The sequence below is a fragment of the Oryzisolibacter propanilivorax genome (genome assembly GCF_900103645.1).
In the GTDB taxonomy this organism is placed as follows: domain Bacteria; phylum Pseudomonadota; class Gammaproteobacteria; order Burkholderiales; family Burkholderiaceae_C; genus Melaminivora; species Melaminivora propanilivorax.
Genome location: NZ_FNHP01000003.1, coordinates 320,452 through 338,641, shown reverse-complemented (window position 1 = coordinate 338,641; position 18,190 = coordinate 320,452). Strand labels below are relative to the sequence as shown.

The 18,190-nt window shown below is 70.2% G+C and carries 22 protein-coding genes; 15 read left to right on the top strand and 7 right to left on the bottom strand.

Annotated elements, in window-relative coordinates; all coding sequences use genetic code 11:
• Positions 1 to 27: 27 nt before the first annotated feature.
• The 4 genes from BLQ61_RS17445 to BLQ61_RS07110 all read left to right on the top strand — a co-directional run bounded on the left by BLQ61_RS17445 (position 28) and on the right by BLQ61_RS07110 (position 1,968).
• Complete coding sequence (locus BLQ61_RS17445) at positions 28 to 141, top strand: cytochrome oxidase small assembly protein (RefSeq protein ID WP_217629382.1); 114 nt, start codon at positions 28 to 30, stop codon at positions 139 to 141.
• 39 nt (positions 142 to 180) lie between these two features.
• Entirely contained in the window at positions 181 to 798 is a 618-nt protein-coding gene (locus tag BLQ61_RS07120; protein WP_091568330.1) for a cytochrome c oxidase assembly protein, read from the top strand.
• On the top strand, positions 795 to 1,007 hold the full coding sequence (locus BLQ61_RS07115) for a DUF2970 domain-containing protein (RefSeq protein ID WP_091568327.1): 213 nt from the start codon (positions 795 to 797) through the stop codon (positions 1,005 to 1,007). Before BLQ61_RS07120 ends, BLQ61_RS07115 begins: the two co-directional genes overlap by 4 nt.
• A 79-nt stretch (positions 1,008 to 1,086) precedes the next feature.
• On the top strand, positions 1,087 to 1,968 hold the full coding sequence (locus BLQ61_RS07110) for a cytochrome c oxidase subunit 3 (protein ID WP_091568325.1): 882 nt from the start codon (positions 1,087 to 1,089) through the stop codon (positions 1,966 to 1,968).
• A gap of 153 nt (positions 1,969 to 2,121) precedes the next feature.
• Here BLQ61_RS07110 and BLQ61_RS07105 read toward each other — a convergent pair whose 3' ends face one another.
• Positions 2,122 to 2,355, bottom strand: coding sequence for a twin transmembrane helix small protein (locus BLQ61_RS07105; protein WP_091568322.1), 234 nt, complete (start codon positions 2,353 to 2,355; stop codon positions 2,122 to 2,124).
• Positions 2,356 to 2,445: 90 nt separating this feature from the next.
• Here BLQ61_RS07105 and BLQ61_RS07100 point away from each other — a divergent pair, with 90 nt between their 5' ends.
• From BLQ61_RS07100 to BLQ61_RS07080, 5 genes are read left to right on the top strand one after another with little or no spacing between them, the layout of a single operon-like run.
• Positions 2,446 to 3,219, top strand: a complete 774-nt coding sequence (locus BLQ61_RS07100) for an SURF1 family protein (RefSeq protein ID WP_091568319.1) — start codon at positions 2,446 to 2,448, stop codon at positions 3,217 to 3,219.
• Positions 3,173 to 3,934, top strand: a complete 762-nt coding sequence (locus BLQ61_RS07095; RefSeq protein ID WP_091568317.1) for a hypothetical protein — start codon at positions 3,173 to 3,175, stop codon at positions 3,932 to 3,934. The genes BLQ61_RS07100 and BLQ61_RS07095 overlap by 47 nt, the downstream gene beginning before the upstream one ends.
• Complete coding sequence (locus BLQ61_RS07090) at positions 3,931 to 5,139, top strand: COX15/CtaA family protein (protein ID WP_091568315.1); 1,209 nt, start codon at positions 3,931 to 3,933, stop codon at positions 5,137 to 5,139. The genes BLQ61_RS07095 and BLQ61_RS07090 overlap by 4 nt, the downstream gene beginning before the upstream one ends.
• Entirely contained in the window at positions 5,136 to 6,065 is a 930-nt protein-coding gene (gene cyoE / locus BLQ61_RS07085; RefSeq protein ID WP_091568312.1) for a heme o synthase, read from the top strand. The genes BLQ61_RS07090 and cyoE overlap by 4 nt, the downstream gene beginning before the upstream one ends.
• A gap of 12 nt (positions 6,066 to 6,077) precedes the next feature.
• Positions 6,078 to 6,692, top strand: a complete 615-nt coding sequence (locus BLQ61_RS07080) for an SCO family protein (RefSeq protein WP_175488236.1) — start codon at positions 6,078 to 6,080, stop codon at positions 6,690 to 6,692.
• Between the two features lie 46 nt (positions 6,693 to 6,738).
• Here the strand turns inward: BLQ61_RS07080 and BLQ61_RS07075 are convergent, their stop codons facing one another.
• Complete coding sequence (locus BLQ61_RS07075; RefSeq protein WP_091568310.1) at positions 6,739 to 7,758, bottom strand: Bug family tripartite tricarboxylate transporter substrate binding protein; 1,020 nt, start codon at positions 7,756 to 7,758, stop codon at positions 6,739 to 6,741.
• A gap of 127 nt (positions 7,759 to 7,885) precedes the next feature.
• The gene (gene rpoH / locus BLQ61_RS07070) at positions 7,886 to 8,824 is read right to left on the bottom strand and encodes an RNA polymerase sigma factor RpoH (RefSeq protein ID WP_091568307.1); all 939 of its coding nucleotides are present in this window, start codon (positions 8,822 to 8,824) and stop codon (positions 7,886 to 7,888) included.
• A 134-nt stretch (positions 8,825 to 8,958) separates the two neighbouring features.
• Between rpoH and cutA the strand changes: the two genes are divergently transcribed.
• A complete protein-coding gene (gene cutA, locus BLQ61_RS07065) occupies positions 8,959 to 9,291 on the top strand; it encodes a divalent-cation tolerance protein CutA (RefSeq protein ID WP_425415613.1) in 333 nt (110 codons plus the stop codon).
• A gap of 14 nt (positions 9,292 to 9,305) precedes the next feature.
• Here the strand turns inward: cutA and BLQ61_RS07060 are convergent, their stop codons facing one another.
• The gene (locus BLQ61_RS07060) at positions 9,306 to 10,472 is read right to left on the bottom strand and encodes a mandelate racemase/muconate lactonizing enzyme family protein (RefSeq protein ID WP_091568304.1); all 1,167 of its coding nucleotides are present in this window, start codon (positions 10,470 to 10,472) and stop codon (positions 9,306 to 9,308) included.
• A gap of 160 nt (positions 10,473 to 10,632) precedes the next feature.
• Between BLQ61_RS07060 and BLQ61_RS07055 the strand changes: the two genes are divergently transcribed.
• Positions 10,633 to 11,574, top strand: coding sequence for a LysR family transcriptional regulator (locus BLQ61_RS07055; protein WP_091568302.1), 942 nt, complete (start codon positions 10,633 to 10,635; stop codon positions 11,572 to 11,574).
• 102 nt (positions 11,575 to 11,676) lie between these two features.
• Here BLQ61_RS07055 and ftsY read toward each other — a convergent pair whose 3' ends face one another.
• Positions 11,677 to 12,924, bottom strand: a complete 1,248-nt coding sequence (ftsY, locus tag BLQ61_RS07050; RefSeq protein ID WP_091568299.1) for a signal recognition particle-docking protein FtsY — start codon at positions 12,922 to 12,924, stop codon at positions 11,677 to 11,679.
• 29 nt (positions 12,925 to 12,953) lie between these two features.
• On the opposite strand from ftsY, the gene BLQ61_RS07045 reads away from it, so the two are divergent.
• The 4 genes from BLQ61_RS07045 (at position 12,954) to coaD (ending at position 17,052) form a co-directional block, all read left to right on the top strand.
• Positions 12,954 to 14,405 (top strand): M16 family metallopeptidase, encoded by a 1,452-nt coding sequence (locus tag BLQ61_RS07045; RefSeq protein WP_091568295.1) that lies wholly within the window; start codon positions 12,954 to 12,956, stop codon positions 14,403 to 14,405.
• A 12-nt stretch (positions 14,406 to 14,417) separates the two neighbouring features.
• The gene (locus tag BLQ61_RS07040; RefSeq protein ID WP_091568294.1) at positions 14,418 to 15,794 is read left to right on the top strand and encodes a M16 family metallopeptidase; all 1,377 of its coding nucleotides are present in this window, start codon (positions 14,418 to 14,420) and stop codon (positions 15,792 to 15,794) included.
• Entirely contained in the window at positions 15,791 to 16,423 is a 633-nt protein-coding gene (gene rsmD / locus BLQ61_RS07035; RefSeq protein ID WP_091568292.1) for a 16S rRNA (guanine(966)-N(2))-methyltransferase RsmD, read from the top strand. Before BLQ61_RS07040 ends, rsmD begins: the two co-directional genes overlap by 4 nt.
• A gap of 137 nt (positions 16,424 to 16,560) precedes the next feature.
• Positions 16,561 to 17,052, top strand: a complete 492-nt coding sequence (coaD, locus tag BLQ61_RS07030; RefSeq protein WP_091568290.1) for a pantetheine-phosphate adenylyltransferase — start codon at positions 16,561 to 16,563, stop codon at positions 17,050 to 17,052.
• A 93-nt stretch (positions 17,053 to 17,145) separates the two neighbouring features.
• On the opposite strand, the gene BLQ61_RS07025 is transcribed toward coaD, so the two are convergent.
• Both BLQ61_RS07025 and BLQ61_RS07020 read right to left on the bottom strand, forming a co-directional pair.
• Complete coding sequence (locus tag BLQ61_RS07025; RefSeq protein WP_091568287.1) at positions 17,146 to 17,460, bottom strand: BON domain-containing protein; 315 nt, start codon at positions 17,458 to 17,460, stop codon at positions 17,146 to 17,148.
• Between the two features lie 131 nt (positions 17,461 to 17,591).
• A complete protein-coding gene (locus BLQ61_RS07020) occupies positions 17,592 to 18,167 on the bottom strand; it encodes a ferritin-like domain-containing protein (RefSeq protein ID WP_091568285.1) in 576 nt (191 codons plus the stop codon).
• Between the last annotated feature and the right edge of the window lie 23 nt (positions 18,168 to 18,190).

Genomic DNA, 18,190 nt, shown 5'->3' with positions numbered 1-18,190 from the left:
AGCCCTGGAAAGCGAAGGACCCCTGCCATGCCATTGCCCGAGGACAAGAGAAAGGCCAACCTGCGGCTGGCGCTGATCCTGGCGTCCATGGCGCTGGTGTTCCTGCTGGGCTTCTTCGTGCGCATGGCCTGGCTGCGCTGAAGGCGCGGCGTGCCAGCGGCAAGAGACGGACACAGGCTTATGGGCGTACGGCAGGAAAACCTGAAGATGGTCAGCAAGCTGGCCATCGTCGCGCTGGGCATGTTCGCCTTCGGCTACGTGCTCATTCCAATCTACCAGCGCATTTGCGAGGCCACGGGCATCAACATCCTGACGCTGTCCGAGCGCCTGGTGCCGGGCAACGGCAGCGCCGGCCCGAATGCCCGCCTGCCCGCCAACACCCAGGTCGACAAGAGCCGCACCATCACCGTCGAGTTCGACGCCAACGCGCGCGGGCCGTGGGAATTCAAGCCGGCGCAGCGCTCCATCCAGGTGCACCCGGGCGAGCTGGCCACGGTCATGTATGAGTTCCAGAACGTGCAGGATCGCCGCATGTCCGCCCAGGCTATCCCCAGCTACGCGCCGCGCCAGGCTGCGGCGCACTTCACGAAACTGGAGTGCTTTTGCTTCAGCCAGTACACGCTGGAGCCGGGCGAGAAAAAGGAATGGCCGGTGGCCTTCGTCATAGACCCCAAGCTGTCCCGGGACGTCACCACCATCACCCTGTCCTACACCTTCTTTGAGGTCGGCGGCCGCACGCCGGCGGCGCCGCCCACGGCGGCCGCCGCCGAGCACGCCGGCACAGGGGGTGGGGCATGAAGCAGACTCCGCCAGCGGGCGCGCCGCGCAAGACCTCCTTCCTGCGCTCGATGCGCGCCGTCGCCTGGTCGCTGATCGGCCTGCGCGCGGGTGAGGAGTACCGCCGCGACCTGCAGAACATCCAGCCGCTGCACGTGGTGCTGGTCGGATTGATCGCGCTGTTTGCCCTGGTGCTGGGCCTGATGCTGCTGGTCCGGTGGGTGGTGTAGCGATGCAGATGCCCCAGGACCGTGCCCGCGAGGGCGATTCGATTCGAGTTGAGACACACCAAGAACGAGGAGAGCCGAGATGAGTACCACCACGCCGGGCGCCGCGCCCTACTACTTCGTCCCCGCGGAGTCGCGCCACCCCATCATGGCCGCGGCCGGGCTGTTCTTCGTGATCTTGGGCGCCAGCCAGTGGATCAACGGCGTGCAGTGGGGCCAGTATTCCTTTTGGTTCGGCATCGCCTGGTGGCTGATGGTGCTGTTCCAGTGGTTCCGCGAGGCCGCTCACGAGAGCGAGCGCGGCCTGTACGGGCGCAAGATCGACCTGTCCTACCGCTGGAGCATGAGCTGGTTCATCTTCTCGGAGGTGATGTTCTTCGGCGCCTTCTTCACCGCGCTGTGGTGGGCACGCGCGCACTCGGTGCCAGCGCTGGGCAGCCTGGACAACGGCCTGCTGTGGCCCGGCTTCAAGGGGGTCTGGCCCAGCATCGCCGCCGGCGCCACGGCAGCCCCGGCCGGCACGGTGGAGCCGTTCCAGACCGTCGGCCCGTTCTGGCTGCCGACCATCAACACCGCGCTGCTGCTGACCTCGGGCGTGACGCTGACCATCGCCCACCACGCGCTGCGCCTGGGCCAGCGCGCGCGCACCATCGCCTTCATGTGGGTGACGGTGCTGCTGGGCATCACCTTCCTGTGCGTGCAGGGCTACGAGTACTACCACCTCTACACCGAGCTGAACCTGAAGCTGAACTCGGGCGTGTTCGGCTCGACCTTCTTCATGCTCACGGGCTTCCACGGCTTCCACGTGTTCGTGGGCATGCTGATGCTGCTGTTCATCACGCTGCGCCTGCAAAGCGGGCACTTCACGCCCGAGCGCCACTTCGGCTTCGAGGGCGCCGCCTGGTACTGGCACTTTGTGGACGTGGTCTGGCTGGGCCTGTACATCCTGGTGTACTGGATGTGAAAACGCCTTGGCGTGCTCCGGGAAAAAGCGCCGCAAGGCGCTTTTTCACTTGCTGTTGCTATTCAATGCATAGCTGCAGGCCGTTGGTTTATATAGGCTTCGGGCCTGAAACATCCAAAAACCACGATACGCTGACGTTGCCGCGTGCGGGTGTCAGCGGTTGCTTGCCGGAAGGCCGGTGGGCTGGATGTAGCCCAGCTTCCAAGCCAGCAGCAGGCACAGGAACAGCGCCACCGACAGCGCCACGCGCAGCGCCAGCGCCCAGGCCATGCGCGCGCTGCGCTGGCGGTCGTCCTCGCCGGGGCGGCTGCCGCGCAGCATGAAGAACAGCGCCGCGCCCAGGCTGGCAAGGATGGCGAGAAAGGCCAGGGCCACGAGGAGGGTCATGCTGCAGGTCCTGCCCGTCGCCGGGCGTGGGCGGCCGGCTGGCCGCGCGGTGGGGCAAAGCGGGCCGGCGCCAGTGGGGACCCGCGGGTGATGCCGGCCGATTATCCGGCCAGACCCGCGCGGGCGCGCCTGGGCTGGCGCTTCTGGCTCGTCACCCTGGCCGCGCTGGCGGCGATGGCGCTGACCGCCTCGCTCGGGCGCTGGCAGCTGTCGCGCGCGGCGCAAAAGGCCGCGCTCCAGGCCGCTATCGACGAGCGCGACCGGCAGGCGCCGCTGGCCGCCGCGGCGCTGCTGCAGGCACAGCCGGCTGATGTGGCCTCGCTGCTGCACCGCCGGGTGCGGCTGCGCGGCCACTGGCTGGCGCAGCACACCGTGTTCCTGGACAACCGGCAGATGTACGGCCGCCCGGGCTTTTTCGTGCTCACGCCGCTGCGCCTGGCCGGCGCCGAGCCGGCAGTAGTGCTGGTGCAGCGCGGCTGGGTACCGCGCAACTTCCTGGAGCGCACGCAGCTGCCCGACGTGCCGATGCCCGGCGGCGAGGTGCTGCTGGAGGGCCGCGTGGCGGCCGATCCGGCGCGGCTGTACGAATTCGCCCAGACGGCTGCGGCACCGGGGGCTTCGCGCATCCGGCAAAATCTCGGGCTGGCGGCATTTGCCGCCGAGACCGGCCTGCCGCTGCTGCCCCTGTCCGTGGTGCAGCTGGATGCGCCGGCCGATGGCCTGGCCCGCGACTGGCCCGCCGTGGACCACGGCGTGGACAAGCACTATGGCTACGCCTTCCAATGGTTCGGGCTGTGCGCCCTGGTGGCAATCCTGTATGTCTGGTTCCAACTCGTCCGACGCTTCGCTCGCCCCCGGCCTTGACCGGGGCGCCGCGCCCGCCGCGGCCCTGCCCGACGAGCCGCTCGGCCTCACGGTGCACAGCCTGCCGCCGGCGGGCGACGCACTGGCCGCGCTGCAGCGCTCGCGCCGCGGGCGCTGGCAGATGCTGGGCCTGCTGCTGGTGTGCGCGGCCCCGGTCATCGCCTCGTATTTCACCTACTACGTCATCCGCCCCGAGGGCCGGCGCAATTTCGGCCAGCTGATCGAGCCGCAGCGCGCCATTCCCGCCGGCCTGATGGCGACCGCGCCGGACGGCACGGCCCAGCCGCTGGACGCGCTGCGCGGCCAGTGGCTGCTGGTCAGCGCCTCCGGCGGCGCCTGTGGCGAGACCTGCCGCAGCAACCTGTACCTGCAGCGCCAGCTGCGCGAGTCGCTGGGCCGCGAGAAGGAGCGGCTGGACTGGGTCTGGCTGGTGACCGACGCCGCCGCGCCGCCCGCCGACATCGTCCCGGCGCTGGCCCAGGCGCGCGTGCTGCACGTGCCGCAGGCGCAGCTGCAGGACTGGCTGGCGCCCGCGCCCGGCCAGGCGCTGGGCGACCATCTGTATGTGGTGGACCCGATGGGCCACTGGATGATGCGCTTTCCCGCGCACCTGGACCGCGCCGGCGCGGCACAGGCCAAGCGCGACCTGGACCGGCTGCTGCGCGCCTCGGCGTCGTGGGACCAGCCGGGCCGTGAGACGGAGGCCCGCCGATGAGCGGCGACGCGCAACCCCTGTACGACCTGGCCCCCGCCCTGGAACTGATGGCGCTGGGCCTGGCGATCGCGCTGGTGCCGCTGGCCTGGGTCTGGCGCAAGAGCCGCGGGCGCACGCCGGCCGCGCGGCTGCAGGCGCTGCTGGTGCTGACGCTGTTCCTGACCTTCGACCTGGTGCTGTTCGGCGCCTTCACGCGGCTGACCGATTCCGGCCTGGGCTGCCCGGACTGGCCCGGCTGCTACGGCAGCGCCAGCCCGGTCGGCGCGCAGGCGCAGATCGCCGCGGCGCAGTCGGCCATGCCGACCGGCCCGGTCACGCACGGCAAGGCCTGGGTGGAGATGGTGCACCGCTACCTGGCCTCTAGCGTCGGCGTGCTGATCATCGTGCTGACGCTGCTGGTCTGGCGCGAACGGCGGCGTGCGCGCCGCGCCGGCGCTGCCGCGCCACCCGGCCCGAACCCCTGGTGGCTCACGCTCACCCTGGTGTGGATCTGCCTGCAGGGCGCCTTCGGCGCGCTCACCGTGACCATGAAGCTGTTCCCGGCCATCGTCACCCTGCACCTGCTGGGCGGCGTGGTGCTGCTGGCGCTGCTGTGCGCGCAGGCAGTGCGCATGGGGCATTTGGCGCAGGGCACGCCGCGCGTGGCCCTGGCACCGTGGCTGCGCCGGGCACTGGCGGCGACACTGGCGCTGGTCACCGTGCAGGTGCTGCTGGGCGGCTGGGTCAGCACCAACTACGCGGTGCTGGTGTGCAACACCTTTCCGCAATGCCAGGGCGCGTGGTGGCCGGACATGGCGTTTTCCGAGGGCTTCGCGCTGTGGCGGCCGCTGGGTGTGAACGCCGAGGGCGCGCCCTTGAGTTTCGCCGCGCTCACTGCCATCCACTACGCGCACCGGCTGGCCGCGTATGCCGTGTTGGCGGCCCTGGCGCTGCTGGCCTGGGCCCTGGCGCGGCACGGCGCGCTGCCGCAGCAGGCGCGCTGGCTGGCGCTGCTGGGTGCGGCGCAGCTGGCCACCGGGCTGTCCAACGTGGTGCTGGACTGGCCGCTGGCGGCGGCGGTGCTGCACACCGGCGGCGCCGCGGCGCTGATCGTCGTGCTGACCTGGGCGCTGGCGGCCAGCCGCGCGCAACCGGCCGGAGAGGGCGCTGTGCAGGCGACCGCGGCCGGCACCCGCCGACCCACTGCAACGGAGATTTGTCCATGAGTGCCGCACCGGCTCCTTCCCCGGCACCCGCGCGCGCCGTGCAATCCCCAGGCATGCCGTCGCGCGTCGCCCAGTTCTACGCCCTGACCAAGCCGCGCGTGGTGCAGCTGATCGTGTTCTGTGCCTTCATCGGCATGGTGCTGGCGGTGCCGGGTCTGCCGACCGCCGCCGAGTGGGGCCGCATGGCCGTGGCCAGCGCCGGCATCTGGCTGGTGGCCGGCGCGGCGGCGGCGTTCAACTGCCTGGTCGAGCGCGGCATCGACGCGCGCATGAAGCGCACCTCCTGGCGCCCCACGGCGCGGGGCGAGCTGTCGGGCACGCAGGCGCTGGCGTTCTCGGCGCTGCTGTGCGCGGCCGGCTCGGCGCTGCTGTATCTCTGGGTCAACCCGCTGACGATGTGGCTCACCTTTGCCACCTTCGTCGGCTACGCGGTCATCTACACCGTGATCCTGAAGCCCCTGACGCCCCAGAACATCGTCATCGGCGGGGCATCCGGCGCCATGCCGCCGGTGCTGGGCTGGGCGGCGATGACCGGCGCGGTCTCGCCCGAGGCGCTGATCCTGTTTTTGATCATCTTCCTGTGGACGCCGCCGCACTTCTGGGCGCTGGCGCTGTACCGGGTGGAGGACTACCGCAAGTCCGGCCTGCCAATGCTGCCGGTGACGCACGGCAACGAGTTCACCCGGCTGCAGGTGTTTCTGTACACGCTGATCCTGTTCGCTGGCTGCCTGATGCCCTTCGTCTATGGCATGAGCTCGTGGCTGTACCTGGCGGCCGCGGTGCTGCTGGGCCTGGGGTTTTGCGCCTACGGCTGGCGGCTGTGGCGCCAGTATTCCGACCAGCTGGCGCGCAAGACCTTCCGTTTTTCGCTGATCCACCTGAGCGCGCTGTTCGCCGCGCTGCTGCTGGACCACTACCTGCTTTGATCCCTGTTTCCCATGTACCGTCGATTTGCTCTTAAAAAAATAGCTAACAACGCTTTGCTCATCGGGGCTGCAGGCCTTTTTGTTGCCGGATGTTCGCCCAGGGCCCCGAAATTCCAGGGCGTGGACGTGACCGGCGCCGACTACGCGCGCGACCTGCCCCTGACCGACCAGAACGGCCGCCCGCGCAGCCTGAAGGACTTCGCCGGCAAGGTGGTGGTGGTGTTCTTCGGGTACACCCAATGCCCGGACGTGTGCCCGACCACGCTGGGCGAGCTGGCCGAGGTCAAGCGCTCGCTGGGCGCCGACGGCGACCGGGTGCAGGGCGTGTTCGTCACCGTCGACCCGGAGCGCGACACGCCCGAGGTCCTCAAGGCCTACTTGGCCAACTTCGACCCCAGCTTCATCGCGCTGCGTGGCACGCCCGAGCAGCTGGCCGCCGTGGCCAAGGACTTCAAGATCTACTTCAAGCGCGTCGAGGGCAGCACGCCCACCAGCTACACCATGGACCACTCGGCGGGCAGCTACGTCTACGACACCCAGGGCCGGCTGCGGGTGTACCACCGCTACGGCAGCGGCGTCCAGGCGCTGGCGGCCGACGTGCGCGCGCTGCTCGGCCAGGCCGGCTGACAGCGGCGCGAGCGCGCCGCGCCTGCCCAGCGCGCGGAGCGCTCCCTTACTGGGCGCTGATCTTCTGCTCGCGAATCACCCGGCCCATGGCCGCGGTGTCGTCGCGCATGCGCCGTGCCAGCCCTTCGGGCGACGAGCCCACGGCCTGCCAGCCCTGCTGGAACAGCTTGTCGCGCACCTCCGGGCTGCGCGCGATCTGGCCAATCAGCGCCGCCAGTCGCGCCTGCACCGGCGCCGGCATGTCGGCCGGGGCGGCGAAGGCGTTCCAGATCTCCAGCTGGAAGTCCTGCACACCGGCTTCGGCCAAACTGGGCACCTCGGGCGCCAGCGTGCTGCGCCCGGCCGAGGTCACGCCGATGCGCTTCAACTTGCCCGCGCGTTCCTGCGACAGCGCCAGCGCCGGCGGCAACAGCGCCATCTGCAGCTGCCCGCCGCCCATGGCGGTGGCCACTTGGGGATAGCCGGGGTAGGGGATGTGCAGCGGGTTGATGCCGGTGCGCGCCTTGAGCAGCTCGGTGCCCAGGTGGCCCACCGTGCCGACGCCCGGCGTGCCGTAGCTCCAGCGGTCGCCGGCGGCGCGCGCCGCCTGCAGGAAGGCGCGCGCGTCGCTGCTGGGCACGCCCTCCTGGCCGACCGGGGCGGTGAGCACCAGCGGCGACACGCCGATCAGCGACAGCGGCGCCAGGTCGCGCGCCGGGTCGTAGGGCACCTGCGCGTTCAGCAGGCGGGCAATGGTCAGGTTGCCGTTGATGAACAGGCCGATGGTGTGGCCGTCGCGCGCCTTGGCCACCGCGTCGGCGCCGATGTTGCCGCCCGCGCCGACCTTGTTGTCCACCACTACCGGCTGGCCCAGCGCCTGCGACAGCGGCTCGGAGAAGGTGCGCGCCGTCAGGTCGGGCGACGAGCCCGGCGGGAAGCCGACGACGATGCGCAGCGGCTTGGCCGGCCAGCCGGGCTTGGCCGGCGCGGCGGCCGGGCCCTGGGCGGCAGCGATGCCGCAGGCACCGGCCATGGTCAAGGCGGCCAGGGCCAGCAGGCCGCGGCGGGCGGGGAAAAGGCGGGACATGGATGCTCTCCTGGAGGATCGGGCAGGCGCGCAGTGCGTGGTGCCAAGCGGCGTGCAGACGAAAAAATGCGCGCAACCCGGTGCAGGGTTGCGCGTTGGCGATTATCAGGCGCAGGGCAGCGCCGGCTCAGGCGTATTCGGCCAGTGCCTTCTTCATCTTTTTCATCGCCGCCACCTCGATCTGGCGGATGCGTTCGGCACTGACGCCGTATTCGGCCGCCAGCTCATGCAGCGTCATGCCGCCCGAGCCGTCGTCGTTCACGTTCAGCCAGCGCTGCTCGACGATGCGGCGGCTGCGCGGGTCCAAACTGTCCAGCGCGGTGGCGATGCCGGTGGTGGCCAGCTGATCGCGCTGGCGCGACTCGAGCATGGCGGTGGGCTCGTGGCCGTTGTCCGCCAGGTAGGCAATGGGGCCGAAGGCCTGCTCGCCGTCGTCGCTGGGCGACGGGTCCAGCAGCACGTCGCCGCCGGACAGGCGGGTCTCCATCTCCATCACCTCTTCGCGCTTGACGTTCAGCTGCTCGGCGACGATGTCGATCTCGCGCTCGGACAGGGTCTCGCGGTGCGTGTCGGCGTCCAGTGCGTCGGCCTTGAAGCCTTGCTTCATCGAGCGCAGGTTGAAAAACAGCTTGCGCTGCGCCTTGGTGGTGGCCACCTTGACCATGCGCCAGTTCTTCAGGATGTACTCGTGGATTTCGGCCTTGATCCAGTGCATGGCGTAGCTGACCAGGCGCACGCCCTGGTCCGGATCGAAGCGCTTGACGGCCTTCATCAGGCCGACGTTGCCCTCCTGGATCAGGTCGCCATGCGGCAGGCCGTAGCCCAGGTACTGACGCGAGATGGAGACCACCAGCCGCAGGTGCGACAGCACCAGGCGCCCGGCCGCCTCGACGTTGCCGTCCTCGCGCAACTGGCGCGCATAGCGCTGCTCCTCCTCCTGCGTCAGCAGGGGCAGGCGGTTCACGGCCGTGATGTAGGCGTCCAGATTGCCCAGCGGGGGCACGACGGCCCAGGCGCCGGCGGGCGCCAGCGCGGTGGTCGCGGAAGGGGCAGTCTGATGTGCCATGGCAGATGTCCTTTCGTGTAACTTGTAACTCATATTAGCACTCGGTTGGATAGAGTGCTAAGGTCACAAGTTCCCGCAAAAACGTAGGAGCTGGCCGCCGCAGCGTGCCGATTCGCCGTCTATCTGCCATTCCCATGCCGATGCCGCCCACACCCTGCGCAATCACTCTGGTCACCACCACCGTTGCCACCTCCGAGGACGCGCGCCGGCTGGCGCAGGGCGCGGTGCGCGCCCGGCTGGCGGCCTGCGTGCAGGTCGAGGCTATCACCTCGCATTACGTCTGGCAGGGCAGCGAATGCGAGGACGCGGAGTGGCGCCTGGTGTGCAAGACCCTGCCGACCGCGCTGCCGGCGCTGCTGCGCTGGCTGCGGGACCAGCACCCCTACGATGTGCCACAGCTGCTGGCCCAGGAGGCGCAGGCGCAGCCCGACTATGCCGAATGGCTGGCCGGGCAGGTTCGCGCCTGACCCGGCCCGGCGCCTCAGCAGGCCAGGGCGCGCATCTCGGCGATCAGGTCCGCCTTGCCTTCGAAGCCGATGCCCGGCAGCGGTGGCAGCGTGACGTAGCCATTCTGCACCCGTACCCCGTCGGGAAAACCGCCATAGGGCTGGAACAGGTCGGGGTAGCTCTCGTTGCCGCCCAGCCCCAGGCCGGCGGCGATCGCCAGCGACATCTGGTGCCCGCCGTGCGGGATGCAGCGGCTGGGCGACCAGCTGTGCGCGCGCAGCATGTCCAGCGTGCGCAGGTATTCCACCAGGCCGTAGCTGAGCGCGCAGTCGAACTGCAGCCAGTCGCGGTCGGGCCGCATGCCGCCGTGGCGGATCAGGTTGCGCGCGTCCTGCATGGAAAACAGGTTCTCGCCCGTGGCCAGCGGGCCGGCGTAGGCCTCGGCCAGGCGCGCCTGCAGCTCGTAGTCCAGCGGGTCGCCGGCCTCCTCGTACCAGAACAGCGGGTACTGTGACATGGCCTTGCCGTAGTCCAGGGCGGTCTGCAGGTCGAAGCGGCCATTGGCATCCACCGCCAGCTGCTGGCCCGGGCCCAGCAGCTTCAGCACCGACTCGATGCGCTTGCAGTCTTCGGCCAGGCTGGCGCCGCCGATCTTCATCTTTACCACCGAGTAGCCACGCGCCAGGTAGCTCTCCATTTCCTGGCGCAGGCCGTCCAGGCCCTTGCCCGGGTGGTAGTAGCCGCCGGCCGCATAGACGAAGACGCGCGGGTCGGGCGTGCCGCTGCCGTAGCGCTCGGCCAGCAGCTGGTACAGCGGCTGGCCGGCGATCTTGGCCACCGCGTCCCAGACCGCCATGTCGATGGTGCCCACGGCCACCGAGCGCTCGCCGTGGCCGCCGGGCTTCTCGTTGGTCATCATGCGCGCCCAGACCTTGTGCGGGTCCAGGTTCTCGCCGGAATCCTGCAGCAGGCTGGCCGGGTCGGCCTCGAGCACGCGCGGGATGAAGCGCTCGCGCATCAGCGCGCCCTGGCCGTAGCGGCCGTTGGAGTTGAAGCCGTAGCCGATCACCGGCCGGCCGTCGCGGACCACGTCGGTGACCACCGCCACCAGGCTCAGCGTCATCTTGGAAAAATCGATGTAGGCGTTGCGGATGTCGGATTGAATGGGGCGGGTGGATTCGAGGATGTTGACGATCTTCATGGTGTACGGGTGGAGTGATGCGGGAGTCGGGCCGGCGCGGCGCTACAGTGCGCGCCGGCCGTGCGGGCAGGGCGGATGGGCCGGACGGCATGATCCGCCGCCAGGCCGCCGGCCGTCCAATACTCGAAACGCATACAACTATCGTGAGGCAGGCAAGCGCATGGGACCTGGCAACCGCCCCCTGGATCTGCAATGGCTGGAGGATTTCCTGGCACTGGCGGACAGCGGCAACTTCTCGCGCGCCGCGCAGGCGCGCGCCATCGCCCAGCCGGCCTTCAGTCGCCACATCCGGGCGCTGGAGGACTGGGTCGGCGCTGAGCTGTTCGACCGCAGCGCACACCCGGCCACGTTGACCGCCGCTGGGCAGCGCTTCCTGCCGCTGCTGCAGGAGGTGCTGACCCGCCTGGAGGATGCGCGTACCCGGGCGCTGGAGGCGCGCGACCAGGCGGCCGTGAGCCTGCGCTTCGCGGTGACGCACCTGCTGTCGATGACCTTCTTCGCGCACTGGCTGGCACACCTGGAAGGACAGCTGCGGCTGGGGCCGATCCAGACCCTGTCGGACAGCGCGCGCGCCTGCGAGGAGCTGCTGCTGCAGCGGCGCGTGCAGTTCGTGCTGTGCCATGCCCGGCCGGGCGTGCCCGGGCGGCTCGACGAGGCCGGCCACCCGGCGCACTGCCTGGGCCGGGATCTGCTGTGCCCGGTCAGTGCGCCGCAGCCGTGGGGGGCGGACGGGCGGGCGCTGCACGCCATCGGGCAGGCGGACAACGTGCCGCTGCTGGCCTACAGCGAGGCCTCGGGCCTGGGGCGCATCGTGCGCGCCCGGCTGCAGGCGCTGGCCGGCCAGGCCGGCGCCCCGGCGGGCTGGAGCGAGGTGTTCACCGCCCACCACGGTGCGCTGCTCAAGACCATGGCGCTGGAAGGGCGCGGCATCGCCTGGCTGCCGCAGTCACTGGTCGCGCAGGAGTTGCAAGACGGGCGCCTGGTGCCGGCCGGCCCGCAGGCCTGGAACATCGAGATCGAGGTGCGCCTGTACCGTCAGGGCGCCGAGATGGCGCAGGTGGCCGAGCAGGTCTGGCAGCTGGCGCAGGCGCGCCCGGCCTGATGCCGCGGCCCGGCCACTGCGGTTTCAAGCCAAAAATCCCTGTAGCCCTTGTCCGTAAAGGGCCTGCAGCTATCGAATGTGTAGCTTCTGCAGCCTGCCCTGTCAGGCCAGCAGTGCCTGGGCAAACTCGCGCGCGTTGAAGGTTTCCAAGTCTTCCACGCGCTCGCCCACGCCGATGAAGTACACCGGCACCGGCCGCTCCTGGGCGATGGCCGCCAACACGCCGCCCTTGGCCGTGCCGTCCAGCTTGGTGACGATCAGGCCCGTCAGCTGCAGCGCGTCGTCGAAGGCGCGCACCTGCGCCAGCGCGTTCTGGCCGGTGTTGCCGTCGATGACCAGCAGCACCTCGTGCGGCGCACTCGCATCCGCCTTGGTGATCACGCGGCGGATCTTTTGCAGCTCCTGCATCAGGTGCAGCTGCGTCGGCAGTCTGCCGGCGGTGTCCACCAGCACCACGTCGCGCCCCCGGGCGCGCCCGGCGCTGACGGCGTCGAAACTGACCGCGGCCGGGTCGCCGCCTTCCTGGCTGATGATCTCCACCGTGTTGCGCGTGGCCCAGACGCCCAGCTGCTCGCGCGCGGCGGCGCGGAAGGTGTCGGCGGCGGCCAGCAGCACGCTCTGGCCATGCTCGGCCAGGTGTTTCGTCAGCTTGCCGATGGAGGTGGTCTTGCCGGCGCCGTTCACGCCGGCGACCATGACCACCGTGGGCGTGTGCTCGCCGATGACCAGCGGCTTTTCCAGCGGGCGCAGCAGGTCGGTCAGCGCATCGGCCAGCAGCGCCTTGACGGCGGCGGGCTGGGTGGTCTTGGTGTCCTTGACGCGGCGCTTGAGGTCATCGAGCAGGTGCTGCGTGGCCCGCACGCCGGTGTCGGCCATCAGCAGCGCGTCCTCCAGCTCCTCGTACAGCGCCTCGTCGATCTTGGTGCCGGTGAAAACGGTGGTGATGCTGGTGCCGGTCTTCTTCAGCCCGCCCTTGAGGCGCTCGACCCAGTGCTGGCGCGCCAGGCCCTCGGGCAGGGGCTTGTCAATGGGTTCGGGCACGGCGGGCGGTGCCTCGGGCGCGGGCCCCGCAGCGCCACCGAAGGATTTGCGCAGCCAGGCCATGGCGCTGGCGGGCTGTGCCGCAGGGGCGGTGCCTGCGGGCGCTGGGGCGGTCTGCGCCGGCCCCGGCGGGACGCCGTGGACGGGCGCGGCAGGCACCGGGTCGGCGGCGCGGTCGGTGGGTCCGGCGGGCGCTGGCGCCGCCGTGTGGCCGCTGGCCGGCAGCGCCGTGGCGGTATCGGCGCCAGGCGCCGGCGTGACGGCTGCGTCCGGCGTGGGAGTGGTTTTTTTCTTGAAAAAGCTGAACATCGGCGGGTTCTTAGAATCGCAGCCATTCTATGAAACGCGCTCTTACCCTCATCGCCCTGCTGGCGGGCGTGCACGCGCTGGCCCAGCAGCCCTCCACCCTTGCCCTCGCGCCGGCGCCGGCGCCCGCTGCGGCCGCGCTGGCGGGGACGCCCAGCGGCGCGCAGCAGTTCCAGCTGGCCAACGGCATGCAGCTGATCGTGCAGCCCGACCGGCGCGCGCCCACGGCGGTGCACATGGTCTGGCTGCGCGTCGGTTCGATGGACGAGGTGGACGGCACCTCGGGCGTGGCGCACGCGCTGGAGCACATGATGTTCAAGGGCACGAAGGACGTGCCGCCGGGCGAGTTCTCGCGCCGCGTGGCCGCCCTGGGTGGCCAGGAGAACGCCTTCACCAGCCGCGACTACACCGGCTACTACCAGCAGATCCCGGCCGAGCGCCTGGCCGACGTGATGCAGCTGGAGGCCGACCGCTTCGCGCACAACCAGTGGCCCGACGAGGAGTTCACGCGCGAGATCGAGGTCGTCAAGGAAGAGCGGCGCATGCGCACCGACGACCAGCCGCGCGCCGCGATGATCGAGCAGCTATACGCCAGCACCTTCATCGCCTCGCCGTACCGTCGCCCGGTGGTTGGCTGGATGAGCGACCTGGACGCCATGACGCCGCAGGACGTGCGCGACTTCCATGCGCGCTGGTATGTGCCGGCCAACGCTGTGATCGTGGTCGCCGGCGACGTGGAGCCGCAGCGGGTGCTGGCGCTGGCGCAGCAGACCTACGGCCGCATTCCGCCCGGCCCGGTGCCGGTGCGCAAGCCGCGCGAGGAGCCCGAGCAAAAGGGCATCCGCCGCATCGACTTCAAGGCCCCGGCCGACCAGGCCTACGTAGCGCTGGCCTTCCGCGCGCCGCGCCTGGAGCGCGTGCAGGAGCTGACGGCCAGCGACCGTGACGCGCTGGCGCTGCTGGCGCTGTCGGCGGTGCTCAGTGGCTACGACGGCGCGCGGCTGCAGCGCGCGCTGACGCAAGGCGCCGACCGCGTGGCCGACAGTGCCGACAGCGGCGCCTCGGTGGTCGGGCGCGGCCCGGCGCTGTTCCTGCTGACCGGCGTGCCGGCGGCGGGCAAGAACGCGCAGGACGTGGAGCGCGCGCTGCGCGCCGAAGTGGCGCGCGTGGCGCGCGAGGGCATCGGCGCGGACGAGCTGGCGCGCGTGACCACGCAGTGGGCGGCCTCGACCATCTACGCGCGCGACTCGCTGCAGTCGCAGGCCAGCGACCTGGGCAGCAACTGGGTGCAGGGCCTGCCGCTGGATGCCGACGACCGGCTTTTGCAGCTGCTGCGCGGTGTGACGCCGGCCGAGGTGCAGTCGGTGGCGGCGCGCTGGTTCGGCGACGACCAGCTCACCGTCGCCACGCTGGTGCCGCAGCCGCGCCCGGCAAACCAGCCGGCGCGCGCCGAAAGCGCCGTGCCCTCCGGCCGCATGCATTGAGGAAAGCCGCAGATGAATCCCTTCAATACCATTAAAAACATAGCTGCAGGCCGTTTTCTGACGCTGGCTGGCCTGCTTTTTTGTGCGCAGTCGGCCTGGGCGCTGCTGCCCATCGAGCACTGGACCGAAGCCAGCGGCGCGCGCGTCTGGCTGGTGCAGAGCCCGGCGATTCCGATGGTCGACGTACAGATCGACTTCGACGCCGGTTCGCGCCGTGACCCGGCCGCGCAGGCCGGGCTGGCCAGCGCCGCGGCGCTGATGACTTCCAAGGGCGTGCGCGCCGGTGGGCCGCAGGAGCCAGCGCTGGACGAGAACGACCTGGGCGAGGCCTGGGCCGACCTGGGCGCGAGCTTCGACGCCGGCGCCGAGCGCGACGGCCTGGTGTTCGGCCTGCGCTCGCTGACCGAGCCCGACCTGCTGCAGCGCGCCGCGCGCCTGGCGGCGCGCCAGCTGGCCGAGCCCAGCTTCCCGGCCCACGTCTGGGAGCGCGAGCGCGCCCGCTGGCAGGCCAGCATCCGCGAGGCCGACACCCGCCCTGGCACGGTCGCGTCCAAGGCCTTTGCCAAGGCGGTCTATGGCGGCCACCCGTACGGCTATGTCGCCACCGCCGAGACGCTGGCGCGCATCGGCGTGCCGGATTTGCAGGCGTTCCACACGCGCTACGTGCAGGCCTGCCGCGCGCGCGTGTCCATCGTCGGCGCGGTGACCCGGCCGCAGGCGCAGGCACTGGTGCAGACGCTGCTGGCACGCCTGCCGGCGGGCGATCCCGCGCACTGCGCGCCGCTGCCCGCCGTGCCGCCGGTGCCGGCGCTGACGCAGGCCGTCGAGAAAGACATCCCATTCGCCTCGGCGCAGGCGCACGTATTGCTGGGCCAGCCAGGCTTCGAGCGGCGCGACCCCGACTTCCTGGCGCTGCTGGTGGGCAACCATATCCTGGGCGGCGGCGGCTTCACCTCGCGCCTGACGCACGAGGTGCGCGAGACGCGCGGGCTGACCTACGGCGTGTACAGCGGCTTCTCGCCCGGCCTGAACGCTGGCGCCTTCGTGATCGGCCTGCAGACGCGGCCCGACCAGGCGGCGCAGGCGCTGCAGATCACGCGCCAGGTGCTGCAGCGCTATGTCGCCGAGGGCCCGACCGAGGCCGAGCTGCGCGCCGCCAAGGACAACCTGATCGGCGGCTTCGCGCTGCGCATCGACAGCAACCGCAAGCTGCTGGCCAACGTCGTCAATATCGCCTGGAACGACCTGCCGCTGGACTACCTGGAGCACTGGACCGACCGCGTGCAGGCGCTGACCGTGGCCGACATCCGCGCCGCGCTGCAGCGCAAGCTGCAGCCCGAGCGCATGGTGACGGTGATCGTCGGCGCACAGGCGGCGGCCAAGCCATGACCCGCAGTCCCAAGCTCGTGGCGTCCCGGCCCGCCGGCCAGGCCCGCCGGGCGGCACCGCAGGCACCAGGCGAGGTGCGCATCATCGGCGGCCAATGGAAGCGCACCAAGCTGCCGGTGGCCGACCGGCCCGGCCTGCGTCCGACGCCCGACCGGGTACGCGAGACGCTGTTCAACTGGCTCGGCCAGGACCTGGCCGGCTGGCACTGCCTGGACGCCTTCGCCGGCACCGGTGCGCTGGGGCTGGAAGCCGCCTCGCGCGGCGCGGCCAGCGTGCTGCTGGTCGAGCAGGAGCCGGCCTTGGTGGCGCAATTGCAGCGCCACGTCCAGCGCCTGCAGGCAGCCGAGCGCGTGCAGGTACGGCGCGGCGATGGCCTGCTGGCGCTGGCCGCGGCCGCGCCCGCCAGCCTGGACCTGGTGCTGATCGACCCACCCTATGCACAGACCGGGCTGTTCCTGCCGGCGCTGCAGGCGGCGGCACGCGCCGTGGCACCCAGCGGCCTGGTTTACCTGGAAGCCGCCGCGCCGTGGGACGCGTCCGCCCTGGTGCCCGCCGGGCTGGCGCCGCACCGGTACCTGCAGGCCGGCGCCGTGCATGCGCATCTGCTACGCCCGCTGGCCGGCAGCTGATCTGTTTGCTATCGAATAAATAGCTGAAGGCCCATGCAATACAAGGGCTGGGGTCCTGAAACACCTGAATTCTGTGCGGCGCAGGGCGCCATGCGCCCGCATAATGCGCGCCACCGCATTTCTGGAGAGCTTCTGCCATGTCCCGCGTGCTTGCCGTCTACCCCGGCACCTTCGATCCGATCACCCTTGGACACGAGGACGTGGTCAAGCGTGCTGCCCAGCTGTTCGACGGGCTGATCGTGGCAGTGGCGGCCGGACACCATAAGAAGACGCTGTTCAGCCTGGATGAGCGCATGGAGATGGTGCGCGAGGCGGTGCGCCCCTATCCCCAGGTGCAGGTGGAGAGCTTCGACGGGCTGATGCGCGACTTCATCGTGCAGCGCGGTGCCAAGGCCATGGTGCGCGGCCTGCGCGCGGTGACCGATTTCGACTACGAGTTCCAGCTTGCCGGCATGAACCGGCACCTGATGCCCGAGGTAGAGACAGTCTTTCTGACGCCCAGCGACAAGTTCCAGTTCATCAGCAGCACCTTTGTGCGCGAGATTGCCTCGCTGGGCGGCGAGGTGGACAAGTTCGTTTCGTCCGAAGTGCAGCAGCGCCTGCACGACAAGCTGCTGGGCCAGAGCTGAAACGAAACGGCACCGCCTCGGGAAGCGCACAAAGAAAAACGCCGCCTGGAAGGGCGGCGTTTTTCATGGCGGGGGCCTGAAAGGCCCCCTGCATCAGGGACGCACCACGATGCTGTTGCGCACGTCACGCACATGCTTGGTGTTGCGCGCAATGGCTTCGGCACGATCCTTTTCGGTCTGCGTCTTGGCGAAGCCCGACAGCTGCACCGTGCCGTTGAGCGTTTCCACGCTGATCGACGTGGCGGACACGGACTTGTCCTCGGCCATCTTGGCCTTGACGGCAGTGGTGATGCCTGCGTCGTCCACATACGAACCGACGGTCTGCTGGTGGCGTGCCACGGAGCAGCCGGTAGAGACGATGGTGGCGCCAGCCACCAGGGCAAAAGCAAGGGCGCGTGCGTACTTCATGGTGTTTTCCTTATCGAGTTGTGAGTAGAAAAAATGATGGTTTTCTTGGGTGCCTTGCACATCCGCTGCGGCCTGTTGCACCCTCCGCCGGCCGCGCGGTCATGGAAACCGGATAGCAATAGCTGCTCAGATCAGCGGCGCAGCCAGTCGCTCAGCTCGTCGGCATGCTCTTCTTCCTCGGCCAGTACGCCTTCCAGCAGCCGGCGCGTGGTCGGGTCCTTGTCGCCGATCAGCTCGATCATCTGGCGGTAGGTTTCGACTGCGATGCGCTCGGCGACCAGGTTGGCACGCACCATGGCCTTGAGGTCGGTGCTCTCGTCGTAGTCTGCGTGGCTGCGCTCGCTGAGCGAGTCGGGATTGAAGTTGGGTGATCCGCCCAGCTGCACGATGCGCTCGGCAATCTTGTCGGCGTGGGCCGACTCTTCGTTGGCGTGCTGCAGGAATTCCTCGGCGATGGCCGGGGACTCCAGTCCATCGGCGGTGAAGTAGTGGCGCTTGTAGCGCAGCACGCACACCAGTTCGGTGGCCAACGCATCGTTCAGCAGCTTGACGATGGAGTCGCGGTACGGGCCATAGCCCGGCGTGACGGCGCCGTCGTCCAGATCGGCCGAAGCTGCCTTGCGGATCGCTTCCTCGTCCAGCTTCAGCGTCTTCTGTTCATGGTCCACCCCTCCGCGGTTGCCATGCACTTCCTTGAAGGTATTCATATCGTGGGTGCTCCTTGTTATGG